General features: G+C 70.3%; 13 protein-coding genes. 9 read left to right on the top strand and 4 right to left on the bottom strand.

Annotated elements, in window-relative coordinates; all coding sequences use genetic code 11:
* Positions 1-9: 9 nt before the first annotated feature.
* Both EV659_RS03870 and pdeM read left to right on the top strand, forming a co-directional pair.
* On the top strand, positions 10-2538 hold the full coding sequence (locus tag EV659_RS03870; protein WP_132707534.1) for a ligase-associated DNA damage response DEXH box helicase: 2529 nt from the start codon (positions 10-12) through the stop codon (positions 2536-2538).
* Positions 2528-3286 (top strand): ligase-associated DNA damage response endonuclease PdeM, encoded by a 759-nt coding sequence (pdeM, locus tag EV659_RS03875; protein ID WP_132707535.1) that lies wholly within the window; start codon positions 2528-2530, stop codon positions 3284-3286. Before EV659_RS03870 ends, pdeM begins: the two co-directional genes overlap by 11 nt.
* On the opposite strand, the gene EV659_RS03880 is transcribed toward pdeM, so the two are convergent.
* Positions 3283-4329 (bottom strand): threonine ammonia-lyase, encoded by a 1047-nt coding sequence (locus EV659_RS03880; RefSeq protein WP_132707536.1) that lies wholly within the window; start codon positions 4327-4329, stop codon positions 3283-3285. The two genes, pdeM and EV659_RS03880, sit on opposite strands and share 4 nt — an antisense overlap.
* A gap of 270 nt (positions 4330-4599) precedes the next feature.
* Between EV659_RS03880 and EV659_RS03885 the strand changes: the two genes are divergently transcribed.
* The gene (locus EV659_RS03885; protein ID WP_132707537.1) at positions 4600-5673 is read left to right on the top strand and encodes a tetratricopeptide repeat protein; all 1074 of its coding nucleotides are present in this window, start codon (positions 4600-4602) and stop codon (positions 5671-5673) included.
* Positions 5674-5805: 132 nt separating this feature from the next.
* Entirely contained in the window at positions 5806-6270 is a 465-nt protein-coding gene (locus tag EV659_RS03890; RefSeq protein WP_132707538.1) for a hypothetical protein, read from the top strand.
* 191 nt (positions 6271-6461) lie between these two features.
* On the opposite strand, the gene EV659_RS03895 is transcribed toward EV659_RS03890, so the two are convergent.
* The 3 genes from EV659_RS03895 to gor form a co-directional block, all read right to left on the bottom strand.
* Positions 6462-6806, bottom strand: coding sequence for a hypothetical protein (locus EV659_RS03895; protein WP_132707539.1), 345 nt, complete (start codon positions 6804-6806; stop codon positions 6462-6464).
* Positions 6807-7367: 561 nt separating this feature from the next.
* On the bottom strand, positions 7368-8162 hold the full coding sequence (locus tag EV659_RS03900; protein ID WP_132707540.1) for a DUF2189 domain-containing protein: 795 nt from the start codon (positions 8160-8162) through the stop codon (positions 7368-7370).
* Between the two features lie 305 nt (positions 8163-8467).
* Positions 8468-9835, bottom strand: a complete 1368-nt coding sequence (gene gor / locus EV659_RS03905; protein ID WP_132707541.1) for a glutathione-disulfide reductase — start codon at positions 9833-9835, stop codon at positions 8468-8470.
* Between the two features lie 181 nt (positions 9836-10016).
* Here gor and gph point away from each other — a divergent pair, with 181 nt between their 5' ends.
* The 5 genes from gph to pstA all read left to right on the top strand — a co-directional run bounded on the left by gph (position 10017) and on the right by pstA (position 16408).
* The gene (gene gph / locus EV659_RS03910; RefSeq protein ID WP_132707542.1) at positions 10017-10700 is read left to right on the top strand and encodes a phosphoglycolate phosphatase; all 684 of its coding nucleotides are present in this window, start codon (positions 10017-10019) and stop codon (positions 10698-10700) included.
* A 65-nt stretch (positions 10701-10765) separates the two neighbouring features.
* Positions 10766-12136, top strand: coding sequence for a sensor histidine kinase (locus EV659_RS03915; protein ID WP_132707543.1), 1371 nt, complete (start codon positions 10766-10768; stop codon positions 12134-12136).
* A 188-nt stretch (positions 12137-12324) separates the two neighbouring features.
* On the top strand, positions 12325-13572 hold the full coding sequence (locus EV659_RS03920) for a substrate-binding domain-containing protein (protein ID WP_165878706.1): 1248 nt from the start codon (positions 12325-12327) through the stop codon (positions 13570-13572).
* Positions 13573-13701: 129 nt separating this feature from the next.
* The gene (gene pstC, locus EV659_RS03925; protein ID WP_200287442.1) at positions 13702-15081 is read left to right on the top strand and encodes a phosphate ABC transporter permease subunit PstC; all 1380 of its coding nucleotides are present in this window, start codon (positions 13702-13704) and stop codon (positions 15079-15081) included.
* 10 nt (positions 15082-15091) lie between these two features.
* The gene (pstA, locus tag EV659_RS03930; RefSeq protein WP_132707545.1) at positions 15092-16408 is read left to right on the top strand and encodes a phosphate ABC transporter permease PstA; all 1317 of its coding nucleotides are present in this window, start codon (positions 15092-15094) and stop codon (positions 16406-16408) included.
* Positions 16409-16411: the final 3 nt, after the last annotated feature.

The following is a 16411-nucleotide window of genomic DNA, read 5'->3' on the forward strand; positions in this document are numbered from 1 at the left end:
GAAGGGGTCATGACCGTCCAGCCGACCGCCCCCGCCAGCGACGCGACGCCGGCCCTGCCCGAGCCGATTGCCGGCTGGCTGGCGGCGCGCGGCTGGTCGCTGCACGCCCACCAGCGCGCGCTGCTGGCCACGCCGGGCCACGCGCTCTTGCTGGCGCCCACCGGGGCGGGCAAGACGCTGGCGGGCTTCCTGCCGTCGCTCAAGGCGTTGATCGAGCGTCCGCGCGACGGCCTGCACACCCTCTATGTGTCGCCCCTGAAGGCGCTGGCCGCCGACGTGGCGCGCAATATCGAGCGCCCGGTGGCCGAGATGGGCGTGGCGATCCGCGCCGAGACGCGCACCGGCGACACGGCCCAATCGGCCAAGGACCGCCAGCGCCGCGACCCGCCGCAGATCCTGCTGACCACGCCCGAATCGCTGGCGCTGCTGCTATCGTCGCACGAGGCGGTGCGGCTGTTCGCCGGTCTTGAGCGCATCGTGATCGACGAGGTGCACGCCTTCGCGCCCACCAAGCGCGGCCAGTTGTTGAGCCTGGGCCTGGCCCGGCTGGCCCAACTCGCCCCCGCGGCCGCGCGCATCGGCCTGAGCGCCACGGTGCGCGACGTGGACGCCTATCGCCGCTGGCTCGCCCCGGCCGCCGAGGCCGACCGCGTGGCCCTGGTCAGCGCCCCGCCCGGCCCCGCCGCCGATATCCAGATGATGGTGCCGCAGGCGCGCATCCCCTGGTCGGGCCACACCGGGCGCCACGCGCTCGCCGCCGTCTACGACCAGATCAAGGCGCACCGCACCACGCTGGTGTTCGTCAACACCCGGTCGATCGCCGAACGGGTGTTCCAGGACCTGTGGGCGCTCAACGAGGACGGGCTTGAAATCGCGCTCCACCACGGCTCGCTGGCGCGCGACCGGCGGGTCGCGGTGGAGGCGGCGATGGCGCGCGGCGGCCTGCGCGCGGTGGTGTGCACCGCCTCGCTCGACCTGGGCCTCGACTGGGGCGATGTGGACCTGGTGGTGCAACTGGGCGCGCCCAAGGGGGCCAGCCGGCTGGTCCAGCGCATCGGCCGCGCCAACCACCGCTTCGACCAGCCGTCCAAGGCGCTGCTGGTGCCCGGCAACCGGTTCGAGTATCTGGAGGCGCAAGCAGCCCTCGACGCGGTGCGCGCCGGCGAGCTGGACGGCGAGCCGTTCGGCCCCGGCGGGCTCGACGTGCTGGCCCAGCACATCCTGGGCTGTGCGTGCGCAGCGCCCGTGTGCGCCGACGCGCTCTATGACGAGGTTCGCCAGGCCGCCCCCTATGCCGCGCTGAGCCGCGCCGATTTCGACGACGCCTTCGACTATGTGGTGCGCGGCGGCTATGCCCTGCGCCGCTACAACCAGTATCGCCGCCTGGTCGAGGACGAGCAGGGCCGCTGGCGTGCACTGGGCCCGAAAGTGGTGCGCCAGTACCGCATGAACGCCGGCACCATCGTCGACGCGCCGATGCTGGAGGTGAAGTTCAAGAACGGCCGCGTGCTGGGCACGGTGGAGGAATGGTTCGCGCTTGGGCTCAGCCCCGGCGACACCTTCGTGTTCGCGGGCCAGGTGCTGGCGTTCGAGGCGCTCGACCAGCGCGGGCTGATCGTCACCCGGCCGCGCCGGGGGGCCGAGCCCATGGTGCCGATCTACGCCGGCGCGCGCATGCCGCTGTCGACCCATCTGGCCGACCGGGTGCGCGCCATGCTGGCCGACCGCGCGGGCTGGCAGCGTTTCGCACCGCCGGTGCGCCAGTGGCTGGCCATGCAGGCGCGGGTGTCCGACCTGCCGGGGCCGGACGGTCTGTTGGTGGAGACCTTCCCGCGCGGGCTTGGGGAGCGCCGGCGCCACTATCTGGTCGCCTATTGCTTCGAGGGCCGCAACGCCCACCAGACGCTGGGCATGTTGGTGACCAAGCGGCTCGAACGGCTGGGCCGGCGGCCGATGGGCTTCGTCGCCACCGACTATGTGCTGGCGGTCTGGTCGCTGGACCCGGTGGCCGAGCCCGCGGCCCTGTTCGCGCCCGACATCCTGGTGCGCGAACTGGCCGACTGGATGGCCGAGACGTCGATGCTCAAGCGCACCTTCCGCGAGGTGTCGACGATCGCCGGGCTGATCGACAAGAAACACCCCGGTGCCGAGAAGACCGGCCGGCAGGTGACCTTCAACGCCGACCTGATCTATGACGTGTTGCGCAAGTACGACCCCGACCATGTGCTGCTGCGCGCCACCTGGGCCGACGCGTCGGGCCGGCTGACCGACCTGGACCGGCTGCGCGCCCATCTGGAGCGCATTGAGGGCCGTATTCGTCATCGGGCGCTGGGGCGAGTGTCGCCGCTCGCCGTGCCGGTGCTGCTGGAGATCGGCCGCGAGCAGGTCTCGGGCGCCCATCAAGACGCCCATCTGGTCGACGCCGAGGCGCTGATCGCCGAAGCCACCGAGGGCCTCGACACCCCGGCCGACGGTCCCGAGACGGAGCCCGAGACCGGTATCGATCGCAACACGGAGACCGACCCGAATGTGGCGTGACGCTTTGAGCCGCCCCGATGCCACCGGCCCGGCGACATCCGACGACGGCGCCCGGCGGCGGGCCGGGCCGCCCACCCCCGGCGGCGCCCGGGCGGTCGACTTCGCCGGCGAGCGGCTGCTGGTCTGGCCCGCGGGCGTGGTCACCTGGCCGCGCGAAAGCACCCTGTTCGTCGCCGACCTGCACCTGGAGAAGGCCAGTTGGTATGCCAGCCGCGGCCGGCCGCTGCCGCCCTATGACAGCGCCGAGACGCTGGCCCGGCTCGGCCACTGTCTGGCCGCCCACCGGCCGCGCCGGGTGGTCTGCCTGGGCGACAGCTTCCACGACGCCTGCGCCGCTACCCGCCTCGGGCCCGCCGAACGCGCATTGCTCGACCGGCTGGTCGCCGACCATGACTGGCACTGGGTGCTGGGCAATCACGACCCCGCCCTGCCCGCAGACCTCGGCGGCCGGGCCGTCCAGACGCTCGACCTCGCGCCGCTGGTCTGCCGCCACGCCGCCGAGCCCGGCGCGGTGGCCGAGTTGTCCGGCCACTATCACCCCAAGGTCCGGCTGCGCACGGCGGGCGGAACACGCGCCCACCGCTGCGCGCTGCTGACCCCGGGGCGCCACCTGATCCTGCCCGCCTTCGGCGCGTTCACCGGCGGGCTCGACGTCACCGACCGGGCGTTCGCGCCGCTGCTGAGCGCCCACAGCATGGCCCTGGCGCTCGGCCGCGCCCGCGTGGTTGCCACAGGTCTGGCGGGTTAGTCGCGCTCGGCCAGTATCTCGGCGAACCGGACCGGGTCCACATTGCCGCCCGACAGCACCACCGCGACCGTGCGCCCGGCGGTCTCGACCCGACCGGCCAGCAGCGCCGCCAACGCCACCGCGCCGCCGGGCTCGACCACCAGCTTGAGATGGCGAAACGCGAAGCGCATGGCGGCGCGCACCTCGGCGTCCGAAACCACCAGCCCGCCGGCGCAGATCTGCGCGTTGATCGCGAAGGTGAGCGCGCCCGGCTGCGGCGCCAACAGCGCGTCACAGATCGACCGGGCGGCGGGGTCCACCCGCTCGCGCGCGCCGCTGGCGAACGAGCGGGCATGGTCGTCGAAGCCCTCGGGCTCGGCGGTATAGACGGCGACGCCCGGCACTGCGGCGACCAGCGCGGCGGCGGTCCCGGCGGTCAGCCCACCGCCGCTGGCGCAGACGACCGCCGCGTCGAGGGCTGCGCCGCGCGCGGCCGCCTGGTGCGCCAGTTCGCGCCCGCAGGTGCCCTGGCCGGCGATGATCCACGGGTCGTCGAAGCTCGGCACCAGCACCGCGCCGCGCTCGGCGCTGAGCGCGGCGGCGATCTCTTCGCGGCTTTCGGTGGCCCGGTCATAGAGCACCAACTCGGCGCCCAGGGCGCGGGTGTTGTCGCGCTTGATGGCCGGCGCGTCGGCGGGCATGACGATGGCCGCCGGAATGCCCAACAGCCGGGCCGCCAGCGCCACGCCTTGGGCATGGTTGCCCGAAGAGAAGGCGACCACGCCCTGCCGGCGCTCGTCCGCGCTCAACGCCGCCAGCCGGTTATAGGCGCCGCGAAACTTGAACGAGCCCGAGCGTTGCAGCACCTCTGCCTTGACCAGCACCCGTCCGCCGGCGCGCGCGTTCAAGGCGTCGCTTTCCACCAGCGGCGTGACCACCGCCTGGCCGGCCAGGCGCTCGGCCGCCCGGTCCACGGCGCGGGCGACGGCGGCCGGCAGGTCGGGCGTGTGGCGGGTGAACGGCGGCACGGCGGACGGCGTGGGCGGGGCTAAGGGGTCGGTCATGGGCGCGATCTCCGGTTCGGCGGGGCCGTGGGGCGGTGGCTCGCTCCTAGCGCAGGAACGCCGGCGCCGCCAGGGTCGGCGGCGGCTGGATTGTGCCGCTGCGCCTGGCCGGTGACGCCTGGGGGGCGCCCGGAGCGGGGCGGTGCAAGCGTGGACGCCGGCCGGGGCGGCATAAGCGGCGCTTGGCGCGACCGGGGCGGCTCGTGTATCAACGCGCCATCGCCGGGCGGCCCAGCCGCCTTGTCTTCCGCGCCCCGAGACCGGATCGCCATGGCCCGCTTGCCCACCCCCGACGCCGACGCCCAGACCCTGCTCGCCCAGGCCCGCGAGGCCGAGGTGCAAGGCCGCACCAGCGAAGCGATCCGCCGCTTGCGCAAGCTGGTCGAGGCACGGCCCCAGCACGCCGAGGCGCACTATCGCCTGGGCCGTCTGCTGACCCGCAAGAACCGCTGGGCCGACGCGCTGTTGCCGCTGCGCAAGGCGGTGGGCACGGCACCGCGCACCGGCCGCTACTGGCTCGCGCTCGCCGACGCCTATCGCATGCTGGGCCAGGACAAACCCCTGGCCAAGCTGGCCGAGACCGCCGCCGTGGCGGGGCTGGACGCCGATACCGTGCGCGCCCTCGCCCAGCGCGCCGAGGCCGCGCGCACCGCCGGCGACCCCAAGCCGGTGGTCGACGAGTTGGGCGAAAAATTCCAGGGCCAGGATTGGGTGGGCCTGCGCCAACTGGCCGAGAAAGCGGTCGGCGATTTTCCGCATCTGGCGCGGCCCTGGTACTATCTGGGCCTCGCCTGTCTGGCGCAGAAACAACTGGACCGCGCCGAAACGGCGTTCGTCCACGCCCTGGACACCGCGCCCGAGGGCATCGAGGGCCTGAAGGTCAGCCTGGCCATCGTCTATCGTAACCAAGGCCGGATCGACGAAGCCATGGCGACGCTGGCCGAGGTGCTGCAATCGGGGCGCGCACAACCTCCGGTGGTGTGCGACGCCGCCACCATGCTCGGCAACATCCATGTGGCCGCCGGCCGGCTCTATGAGGCGGCCCAGGCGTTCCGGCGCGCCGCCACCGCCAACCCGCACTCGGCCCATCATTGGCGCAAACTGGGCCAGGTGCTGCTGGCGCAAGGCCACGGCACCGACGCGGTCCAGGCGCTGCGACTGGCCGCCGGCCGCGCGCCCGAGGTCCCGGGCATCTGGCTCGAACTGGGCAACGGCCTGTTCGAGGCCGGCCTGTTGGACCAGGCGACCGACGCCTATGCCACCGCCGCCCGGCTCGCCCCCGACGACGACGCGATCCGCGACCGCCTGGAACTGGCCGCCGCGCTGACCGGGCGCACGATTTGAGTCCCTCGCCCCGGCCATGCTTACCATAAGGTTTGGCAGGACAAGCTTTTTCAAACTTAAGTTGACTGACTTTCCGATTTCGTCAAATTTTAATCCCTAACGGTTTATGAATGACCAGAGGGGATCACCACCATGAGCGACGTTCTCACACGGACCGACCTGCGGAATTTCCTCGGCAGCAGCGCTGAGGTGAACACGCCGCTGAAATACTATATCGACGGGCACGCGCTGCCCGACGCCAAGGGTGTGTTCACCGAGATCACCGACAGGTCGGCGACCCTGCACGGCCAGGCGATCATGATCTTTGGCCAGACCATCGTGGACGGCACCCTGGCGCTGTCCCTGACCAGCGACACCGACGCGTCGCTGACCGTGACCTGGACGTTCGACGGCTCCAGCCCGATGAGCCACACCATCCATGCCACCTATGCCGTCAACCCCAACAACCCCCACCGGTTGGACTTCAAGGAAACCCAACCGACCAACATGGCGGTGTTTTACATCCAGCAAGTGCCGGCCCTGAACGGCAGTGGCACCGACACCGAGATCTTCACCCGCGACGGCATGCTGATGCTCGGCGCCGTGCTCGCCCCTTAAGCGCCGGCCCAACCGCCGCTGCGCCGTTGCGACGCACCGGCATCGAAACGTCAAGGCGATGACCCCGTCGAGCACCGATCGGCGGGGTCATCACGGTCAGGGGCACCTACGTTTGGGTCAGGGGTGCTTTGCTGCCGGTTCGGAGAACGGGCAGTTGGGCGGCCGGGTCGCGCCGGCCCCCGTGGCGCGGGTCAAAGCGGGCCCGGCGATGTCGGGCAGCTCAGCACCAGGCGCACGCCGTAGACGTCATCGCCACGCCCATCAATCCGCACCAGCCGGCGATAGCTGTTGACGCTCACCGTCGAGCAGCCGCGCTCGCGCGCATCACCCAGCAGTTGGTCGATCAGGCGCCCGCCCGCTTTGCGGTCGGCGGCCGGGCGTTCGATGGTGACCAGATAGTCGCCCTCGTCGAGCAGAACCGACGCCTTGTCGGCGGTGTAGCGGGCCTGCGGCACATCGCCTTCCACGTGAATGCAGCCACCAAGCGACGCCAGGGCGGCAAGCCCAAGGCCGGCGCCGGCCAAGCGCGTCCGCACGCGCCCCGTGCTGCGGTAGACGCCCGCCCGCGGACGAGCATGCGCGCCGGCAACCGCGCCAGCATCCGGGCCAGCGGCGCGGGCATGGTCACGGGCGCCCAAACGAACGTCCCTCCGGGCGTCGGCACCGACGGTCGGGACCGGGGCGGCGGGGCCGGACGACCGGCCGTGCCCCAGTTCGGACGGAGCTTGATGAGATGGGGTCATGGGCGGCGCCTCCTTGGCTATCGGTCGACCAAACCATATCGTTTCGTAATAGGTCGATCCGTTATATCTCGGAGACGATATATCGGCAAGTCCGATTACAGGCCGCCGCGCAGCCATGACCGACGCGGCACGACCGGGGATAGGCACCGGCGCGCCTCGGCTCGGGCGGCTGGACAGGGATCGGTTGGGCTCGGAGCGGTTGATCTCGGGGCGATCGGCCTCCGGGCGATCAGCCTCGGGACGATCGGGCTCGGGCCGCTCGACCACCCCCTGGCCCTGAGCGGCGTGGCCGAGCGGCCTCGGGGGTGGTCTGGGCTTCGACGGTGGTCTCACGGCTTCGACGGAGGTCTGGGCTTAGCTGGCGACCACCAGGCGCCGATAGAGGTGCCAGGAGGAGTGCCCCAGGATCGGCATCACCAGGGCCAGCCCCACGAACAGCGCCAGCGTCCCGGCGACCAGCGCGGCCGCGACGATCAGCCCCCAAAGAGCGGTTTCTTTGGGGTTGCGCGCCACCGCCCGCAAGGAGGTGGCGACGGCGCCGAGCGGGCCGATCTCCGGCCGGTCGAGCATCAGCGGGAACGCCACCACGGTGGTGGCGAGCACCACAGCAGCGAAACCAAAGCCCAGAAGGTGGCCGACGACGATCAGTTTCAACCCCTCCACCGAGGTCAGCACGGCGGTGAAGAAGGCCAGCGTGCCGCCCGACACGTCCAAGCCGCTGGTCTGCTGGAACAAGCCATAGGCGGCCGCCAACCAGGCCATGAAGAACGCCGCCAGCAGGCCGCCGAGCGCCCACAGCCCGCCCCTGCGCGGCGCGCCGGCGATCGGGATCGCGTGGGTCCAATGGATCTCCAGGCCCTGTTCGCGGCGGCGGGAAATGTCGTAGAGCCCGAGCGCGATGAACGGCCCCATGAGCGCAAAGCCCGAGACCAGCGGGAACAACAGCGGCAACAGCGACTGGTTGAGCGCCACCTGCACCAGCACCAGCCCGCACACGGGGTAGATCAGCCCCAGAAAGAACAGATGGCTCGGTCTGGCGCGAAAATCGTCGAGCCCGGCGCGCAACGCCGCCTGGATGTCGTCGGTGTGAATACGCCGGACCTCGGGCGCCACGCGCGCGGTCTCGGCGTGAACGGTGGTGTATGCCATTGGCCCCTCCCCTCAGATGATGGCCAGTGATGACCGGCCGCGCTCACCGGGCCGGGCGGCCGACCACCGCCCTCCGCTTGCGCAACCGGGCGCCCGAAATCGCCGGACGCTGCATCATCCTACCAGGGAAAGGAGACGGAAAAAATCCGATTCCACCGGATCGACAGACCGATTATTGCTAGCCAGCCCGCGCCGGCCGTTCGCCGTGACCGGCGCGCGGGCGGAAAAACCGACAAAACGCCCGCGCCGCTGGCCCCGGCCGCGCGGGGCGTCCGCCCAGCACCATGGCCCCGGCCGGGCGGGGGTTATCGGTCCGGGCGCTTCTCGCGCATGAGCACGAATTCCTCGGCGCTCGACGGGTGAATGGCCACCGTGGCGTCGAGCTGCGCCTTGGTCAGCCCCATCTTCACCGCCACCGCCAGGCCCTGCATGATCTCGGGCGCCTCGGGGCCGATCATGTGCAGACCGATCACCCGGTCGGTATCGGGGTCGACGATCGCCTTGGCGAAGGCGCGCTCGTCCCGGCCCGCCAGGGTGTTGCGCATGGGCTTGAAGTCCGAGGTGTAGACGTCGCAACGGCCGAGCTTGGAAATCGCCTCGTCCTCGGTCAGGCCGACGGTGGCGATCGGCGGCTGGGAGAACACCGCCGACGCCACATGGGTATGGTCGGCCGAGGTGCGCTCGCCCTTATACTTGGTCAGCGCGAAGGCGTGGCCCTCCTTGATCGCCACCGGCGTCAATTGGATGCGGTCGGTGACGTCGCCGACGGCATAGATATTGTCCACATTGGTCTGGGAATAGTCGTCCACCTCGATGGCGCCGGTCTCGGCGGTGGCGACCCCGGCCCGATCGAGCCCCAACCCGGCCACATGGGGCTGCCGGCCGATGGCGAACATCACCTGATCGACCTGCAGGCTGGTGCCGTCGCTCAGCGTCACATCGAGCCCGTCGGCGCTCTTGTCGATCCGCTCGACCACCGCATGGGTCCGGATATCGACACCCTGGGCGGTCATGATCCGGGTCAGCCGGTCGCGCAGATCCTCGTCGAAGCCGCGCAGGATCTTGTCCTTGCGATAGGCGAGCGTGGTTTGCGCGCCCAAGCCGTTGAAGATGCCGGCGAACTCCACCGCGATATAGCCGCCGCCGCAGACCAGCACCCGGTTGGGAAACTCGCTCAGGTGGAACGCCTCGTTCGACGTGATGGCGTGTTCGATGCCGGGCAGGTCGGGCAGATTGGGCCGGCCGCCGACCGCGATCAGGATCGTCTCGGCGGTGATCAGCCGGCCGCCCACGTCGAGCGTGTGATTGTCCACGAACGTGGCCCGCGCCTGGTGAATATCGACGCCGGCAGCCTCAAGGCCCTTGGTATAGAGACCGTTCAGGCGGTCGATCTCGGCATCCTTGGCGGCGATCAACCGGCCCCAGTCGAAGCTCGGCGCGCCCGGCAGCGACCAGCCATAGCCCGCTGCATCCGCGAAATCCTCGCCAAAGTGCGAGGCGTAGACCAACAGCTTCTTGGGCACACACCCCCGGATCACGCAGGTGCCGCCGACGCGATACTCCTCGGCCACCGCGACCCGGGCGCCGAAGCTGGCCGCCATGCGCGCCGCGCGCACGCCGCCCGACCCGGCCCCGATCACAAACAAGTCATAATCGTACGCATGCTCTGCCATCGTTCCTCGCCTTTCGCACCGGCACACTTCCACTTCATACGAAAGCCCTAACTAGGCGGTGCGTTATGATGTTACAAGAGCGGCCCGGCCGGCGCGCGGTCCGTATCCGGTTGTCCGCCGGTGGCATCTGGGCCATCAAGACGACTGGTCTTTTTTCTCGTCGCGATCCGGAGAACCGCCCATGGCCCCGCTTGACTGTCGCAATCTGATCCTCGACCTGGACGGCACGCTGGTCGACAGCGCCCCCGACCTGACCCGGGCGCTCAATCATGTGCTCGCGAGCCTGGACCGGCCGGCGCTCGACCCGCAGACGGTACGCCACATGGTCGGCCAGGGCGCGGCCAAGCTGATCGAACGCGGCCTGGCGCATACCGGCGGCGCCGAGGGCGTGCCCGCGGTGGCCGACTTGCTGCCCGGGTTCCTGGATTTCTATGGCGCCCATATCGCCGACGGATCGCGGCCGTTTCCCGGCGCCGTTGACCTGCTCGACCGGGCGCGCGCGGCCGGGCTGCGGCTCGGCCTGTGCACCAACAAACCCCAGGCGATGACCGAGGCGCTGATGGACGCGCTCGACCTGAGCGACTATTTCGACGTCATGATCGGCGGCGACGCCCTGAGCGGCCGCAAGCCCGACCCGGTGCACCTGGACACCGTCTTGGCGCGGCTTGGCGACGGCCCGGCGGTTTTGCTGGGCGACACCGCCACCGACGTGGCCGCGGGCCGGGCCTCGGGCGTGCCGGTGGGCGTGGTCAGCTTCGGCTTCTCGGCGATCCCGGCGGCCGAGCTCGGCGGCACCTTCCTGATCGACGATTTCGCCGACGTGGACCGCCATTTGGCGCCCCTGGCAAGGCCGGCGCGGGTCTGATAAGCTTAATCTCACAACCTGCGGACGCCCCTATCGCGGCGTCCGCCGACGGGTAGCGCGATCCCATGGCTTCCGAACGCACATTCAGCCGGCCCGAAAACCGGCTTGTCGCCCGCTTGGGCGTCGGCGTCGCCGCCGCCACCGGCGTCTTCGCACTCCTGTGGGCCATGGGGGCGGTCGGCGCCATCGGCTTTTTGACCGGCGTCGCCGGTGTCGGATTGCTCGGCCTGTGGTCGACCCTGGCGTTCCGTCACGACCTGCAATCGGCGCGGCGCGAGGCGGCGGCGCGGCTGCGCACCCGGCTGGCCAAGAGCCTCAAGGGGCCGTTGCGCGCCCATGTGGTCGAAGGCGTCGCCGATCCGCTCTTGTTGCTGTCGCCCGACAAGGAAATCCGCGTCGCCAACCGCGCCGCGCGCCAATTGTTCGGCGACCATATCGAAGGCCGGGCGGTGGCCTTGCACCTGCGCGACCCCGCAGCCCTCGAAGCCATCGACGAGGCGATCGAGCTCGGCGCGTCGGCGCGCCTGGAAGTGGCGTTCTCCCGGCCCGCCGACCGCACCCATGTGGTGTCGATCGCGCGGGTCGAAAACCACAGCACCGCCCAGCCGCGCCTCTTGGGCTTCAACGAGCCCGATTTCTACATCGTCGTCACCTTCCACGACATCACCCAGGCCAAACTGGCCGAACAGATGCGCGTCGACTTCGTCGCCAATGCCAGCCACGAATTGCGCACGCCGCTGTCGTCGCTGATCGGCTTTATCGAGACGCTCGAGTCCATGGACGAGCGCGACCCCGAAGCCCAGGCACGGTTCCTGTCGATCATGCACAGCGAGGCGGATCGCATGGTGCGCGTGATCGACGATCTGTTGTCCCTGTCGCGGATCGAGTTGGACCGCCACGTCCAGCCGCGCGGCCGGGTCGACCTGGCGCGGCTGATCGACGACGTACTCAAAAGCCAGACCCACGACGCCGAGGCCCGCCATATGACGCTCGAAGCCGACCTGCCCGGCGACCTGCCGGCGGTGCGCGGCGACCGCGATCAGTTGTTCCAGGTGTTCCAGAACCTGGTGCGCAACGCCATCAAATACGCCAATGAGGGCTCGACGGTGACCGTGCGCGGGCGGCCGCTCGACCGGGTGCCGGAGTCGGGCGAGCCCGGTGCCAGCGTGCAGGTGATCGACCGCGGCGAGGGTATCCCCGAGGAGCATCTGCCGCGCCTGACCGAACGGTTTTATCGGGTCGACACCGCCCGCTCGCGGCGCATCGGCGGCACCGGGCTGGGGCTCGCCATCGTCAAGCACATCGTCACCCGACACCGCGGCAACCTGACCATTGCCAGCACCTTGGGCCAGGGCACCACGGTGACGGTCAGCTTGCCGCTGTTCGAGCCCGCCGCCAGCGATGCCCGGCAGCGCGAGCCTGCCGGCGCCGCCTGACAGCCCGGCCACGTGACAGCGTCACAAACAGGTAACATTGTCTCCTTAGACGCTTGGTGAACGCCGCTGGCGCCTCGTGCGGCCGAACCGGCCGATGCCGGCGTCCATCCGTGCTGACATCGGTACCGCCGGTCGGGGCCCAGCGTCGAACCGGTGCGCTTTCAACCCGACGCTCTTGGAGATCCGCCGTGTCGTTTACGCCCGCGTCGAAGCCTTTCTTGATTTCCGCTTTGGCCCTGGTGGCGATCTGGGCCGCCGATACCGCGCCGGCCGACGCCCAGGCGCGCGAACAAATCCGCGTGGTCGGGTCGTCCACCGTGTCACCCTTCGCCTCCGCCGTGGCCGAGGAATTCGGCCGCACGTCGCGCTTTCGCACCCCAATCGTCGAACAGACCGGCACCGGCGGCGGGTTGAAATTGTTCTGCGGCGGTGTCGGCCCCACCTACCCGGACGTGACCAACGCCTCGCGGCCGATCAAGGCGTCGGAGGTCGCGCTCTGCGAAAGCAACGGCGTCACCGATATCATCGAGATCCGCATCGGCAGCGACGGCATCGTGCTGGCCAACGACCACCGCGGCGAAACGCTCACCCTGTCGCTGAGGGAAATCTATCTGGCCCTGGCGGCGTTCGTCCCGGTGGACGGACGCATGGTCGCCAACCCCTACACCCGCTGGTCGGAAATCCGCTCGGACCTGCCCGACACCGAGATCGAGGTGCTCGGCCCGCCGCCCACCTCGGGCACCCGCGACGCCTTCAACGAACTGGCCATGGGCGGCGGCGCGGCCCATGTGACCGAGCCGGTCAGCCTCGACCTCGGCGTGCCCGCGACCTGCCGCCCCGGCAACACGGCGTGCCAGGAAGCCCGGGCCGCGGGCACGCTGCAATGGGTCGCCCCCAATGCTGCGGACGACGACTTCGCCGACGTGCGCGCGGTCCGCTTCGACAGCCTGGCCGCCGTCGAACACCGCCACCCCAGCGTGTTCGAAGCCATCGCCCACTATATCCGCGAGGACGGGCGTTATGTGGAAGCCGGCGAGTCGGACAATCTGATCGTCCAGAAGCTGCTGTCCAACCCCGCAGCCTACGGCATTTTCGGCTATTCGTTCCTGGAACAGAATGCCGACGAATTGCAGGCCGCCCGCGTGGCCAGCGAAGACGCCACCTTCGTCGCGCCGACGTTCGAGAATATCGAGAGCGGCGCCTATCCGATTTCGCGCTCGCTGTTCTTTTACGTCAAGAAACAGCATGTGGGCAGTGTGCCGGGCATCCAGCAATACATGCTCGAATTTCTGTCCGACCGACAGATGGGCACGCCTGAGAATTTCTTTCTCGATGGCGAATTGCCGGCGCGCGGCTTGATCCCGATCACCGGCGCGGCCCGGCAGACGATGATCGAGCGGGCAAAGAATCTGGCCACGCTGGAGCGGAAGTCGTAGACGGCGGTGTCAAAACCGGGGGCGCCGGTGCGGCGCGCCCGACCAGCCGGACGGGTGGCGACGCCCGCCCCCGATGATCCAGCCGGCGCGCGCCGCCCGTGCGTGCGCCGCTGAAAGAGGAGACCTGACGTGCCGTTGGTCGTCACCTTGGCCACCTGCCTGCTCGCCGGGGGCGCGGCGTTCGTGTTGTGCCACCAGCGCGCCCTCGCCCTGGAGGCCGAGCGGCGCTGTACCCTGCACTCGCGGCCGTTCCACCACGGTATGCTCGGTGCCATCCTGGTGATCCCGCCGGGGTTGGTGTTCATGCTGGTCTGGCTGATGGCCGGCAACGCGCTGGTCAATCCGATGGTGCTCGACGCCCTGCCGGCGGGCGCCGTGCCCGCCGACCCGGCGCTGCGCGACCTGTTCCTCAACGATGTGCACAACATCGCCCATGACGCGGTGGCCTCGTCCACCTCGCCAGTCAAGGAACAGGCCGCCGCCCTTTATGCCGAGTTGATGGCGCGCGGCCGTACCATCGTCTGGCTGCTGACCCTGACCTGCGCGCTGCTGATGGGCGCGCTGGCGGTGCGCAAGGTGGCACCGGGCTGGCGCGCGCGCGACCATGTGGAACGCGGCTTTCGCTATCTGTTGATCGGCTGTTCGGTGGTCGCGATCGCCACCACGGTCGGCATCGTGCTGTCGCTGTTGCAGCAAAGCCTGGACTTCTTCGCCCGGGTGTCGCCGATCGAGTTTCTGTTCGGCCTGCACTGGAGCCCGCAGACCGCCCTGCGCGCCGACCAGGTGGGCAGTTCGGGCGCTTTCGGCGCCGTACCCCTGTTCACCGGCACGCTGCTGATCAGCGTCATCGCCATGGCGGTGGCGGTGCCGGTGGGCCTGATGTCGGCCATCTACATGACCCAATATGCCAGCCGCCGGGTGCGCCAGGTGGCCAAGCCGGTGCTGGAGATCCTGGCCGGCGTGCCGACCGTGGTCTACGGCTTCTTCGCCATCCTGGTGGTCGCCCCCTGGGTGCGCGAGGCCGGCGAGGCGCTCGGCCTGACCGTGTCGTCGCAAAGCGCGCTCGCCGCCGGCGCGGTCATGGGCATCATGATCATCCCGTTCATGTCGTCGTTGAGCGACGACGCCATCACCGCGGTGCCCAAGTCGCTCAGCGACGGCTCGCTGGCGCTCGGCGCCACCAAGGCCGAGACCATCGTGCAGGTGCTGATCCCGGCCGCCCTGCCCGGCATCGTCGGCGCCTTCCTGCTGGCGATCAGCCGCGCCATCGGCGAGACCATGATCGTCGCCATGGCCGCCGGGCTCGCCGCCAACCTGACCGCCAACCCGCTCGAAGCGGTGACCACCGTGACCGTGCAGATCGTCAGCCTGCTGACCGGCGACCAGGAGTTCGATTCCGCCAAGACCCTGTCGGCGTTCGCGCTCGGGCTGGTGCTGTTCACCGTGACCCTGGCGCTGAACGTGGTGGCGCTGCGGGTCGTGCGTAAATACCGCGAAACCTATGAGTGAGCTCCCGACCATGGCCAGCGCCTCCGACCGCCCCGCGTCCCGCCACCGCGACGGCGGCCGGGCCCAGTGGCATTCGCCCGCCATGACCCGGCGCATCCGCCGGCGCTATCTGGGCGACCGCCTGTTCCGCGCCGCCGGCCTCGCCGCGCTCACCGCCGCCGGCCTGTTCTTGCTGCTGCTGGTGGGCAACATCGCCTGGCAGGCGCGCACCGGCTTCTTCCAGACCGAGCTGCGCCTGGAGGTGGCGATCCCGGCCGACGTGGCCGCGGGCGAGACGCCCGGCAGCCCCGGTTTCGGCGCCGCCGTCGACGCCTATCCCTGGCGCAGCGTGGCGCTTAGCGCGCTGCGCGAGCGTTTCGGCGCCGACAGCCGCGGCGACCTGGCCAGCCTGCGCGGCCTGATCAGCCGCGGCGGCGCGGCGGTCGCCCTGCGCGCGGCGGTGCGCGACGACCCGACGCTGATCGGCCGCCGCGCGACGCTGTGGCTGCCGGCCTCCGAACCCGCCGACCAATGGGCCAAGGACCGCGACGCGGCCACCGCCTTGAGCGAGCGGCAGGTGGGCTGGCTTGAGAGTTTCGCCGCGGCCGGCGACCTGAAGACGCACTTCAACGGCCGCTTCTTCGCCACCGGCAATTCCCGCGACCCGGCGCTGGCGGGCATCGGCGGCGCGGTGATCGGCTCGTTCCTGACCCTGTTGGTGACGCTGGCGGTGGCGTTCCCGATCGGCGTGTTCACCGCCATCTATCTGGAAGAGTTCGCGCCGCAGAACCGGATCACCGACTTCATCGAGGTCAACATCAACAATCTGGCCGCCGTGCCGTCGATCGTGTTCGGCCTGTTGGGGCTGCAGGTGTTCCTCAACACCTTCGGCATGCCGCGCTCGGCGCCGGTGGTGGGCGGGCTGACCCTGGCACTGATGACCCTGCCGACGATCATCATCTCGGGCCGCGCCGCCTTGAAGGCGGTGCCCAACTCGATCCGCGACGCGGCCCTGGGCCTGGGCGCCTCGCGCACCCAGGTGGTGCTGCACCATGTGTTGCCGGCCGCCATGCCCGGCATGCTCACCGGCACCATCATCGGCATGGCCCAGGCGCTCGGCGAGACGGCGCCGTTGCTGATGATCGGCATGGTCGCGTTCATCGTCGAGGTGCCGGCCTCGTTCACCGAGGCGGCGACGGTGTTGCCGGTGCAGATTTACATGTGGGCCGAATTGCCCGAGGCCGCCTACCGCGCCAAGACCGCGGCCGGCATCTCGGTGCTGTTGATATTCCTGATTTCGATGAATGCGCTGGCGGTGTACCTGCGCAATCGGTTCGAGACCAAGTAGCGG

Origin of the sequence: Rhodothalassium salexigens DSM 2132, assembly GCF_004341375.1 — a bacterium.
GTDB classification, from domain to species: Bacteria; Pseudomonadota; Alphaproteobacteria; order Sphingomonadales; family Rhodothalassiaceae; genus Rhodothalassium; species Rhodothalassium salexigens.

What these genes read in the sequence shown, in the direction of transcription:
- EV659_RS03870 (WP_132707534.1), top strand. Translation starts at nt 10, where the DNA reads ATGACCGTCCAGCCGACCGCCCCCGCCAGCGACGCGACGCCGGCCCTG.
- pdeM (WP_132707535.1), top strand. Translation starts at nt 2,528, where the DNA reads ATGTGGCGTGACGCTTTGAGCCGCCCCGATGCCACCGGCCCGGCGACA.
- EV659_RS03880 (WP_132707536.1), bottom strand. Translation starts at nt 4,329, where the DNA reads ATGACCGACCCCTTAGCCCCGCCCACGCCGTCCGCCGTGCCGCCGTTC.
- EV659_RS03885 (WP_132707537.1), top strand. Translation starts at nt 4,600, where the DNA reads ATGGCCCGCTTGCCCACCCCCGACGCCGACGCCCAGACCCTGCTCGCC.
- EV659_RS03890 (WP_132707538.1), top strand. Translation starts at nt 5,806, where the DNA reads ATGAGCGACGTTCTCACACGGACCGACCTGCGGAATTTCCTCGGCAGC.
- EV659_RS03900 (WP_132707540.1), bottom strand. Translation starts at nt 8,162, where the DNA reads ATGGCATACACCACCGTTCACGCCGAGACCGCGCGCGTGGCGCCCGAG.
- gor (WP_132707541.1), bottom strand. Translation starts at nt 9,835, where the DNA reads ATGGCAGAGCATGCGTACGATTATGACTTGTTTGTGATCGGGGCCGGG.
- gph (WP_132707542.1), top strand. Translation starts at nt 10,017, where the DNA reads ATGGCCCCGCTTGACTGTCGCAATCTGATCCTCGACCTGGACGGCACG.
- EV659_RS03915 (WP_132707543.1), top strand. Translation starts at nt 10,766, where the DNA reads ATGGCTTCCGAACGCACATTCAGCCGGCCCGAAAACCGGCTTGTCGCC.
- pstA (WP_132707545.1), top strand. Translation starts at nt 15,092, where the DNA reads ATGGCCAGCGCCTCCGACCGCCCCGCGTCCCGCCACCGCGACGGCGGC.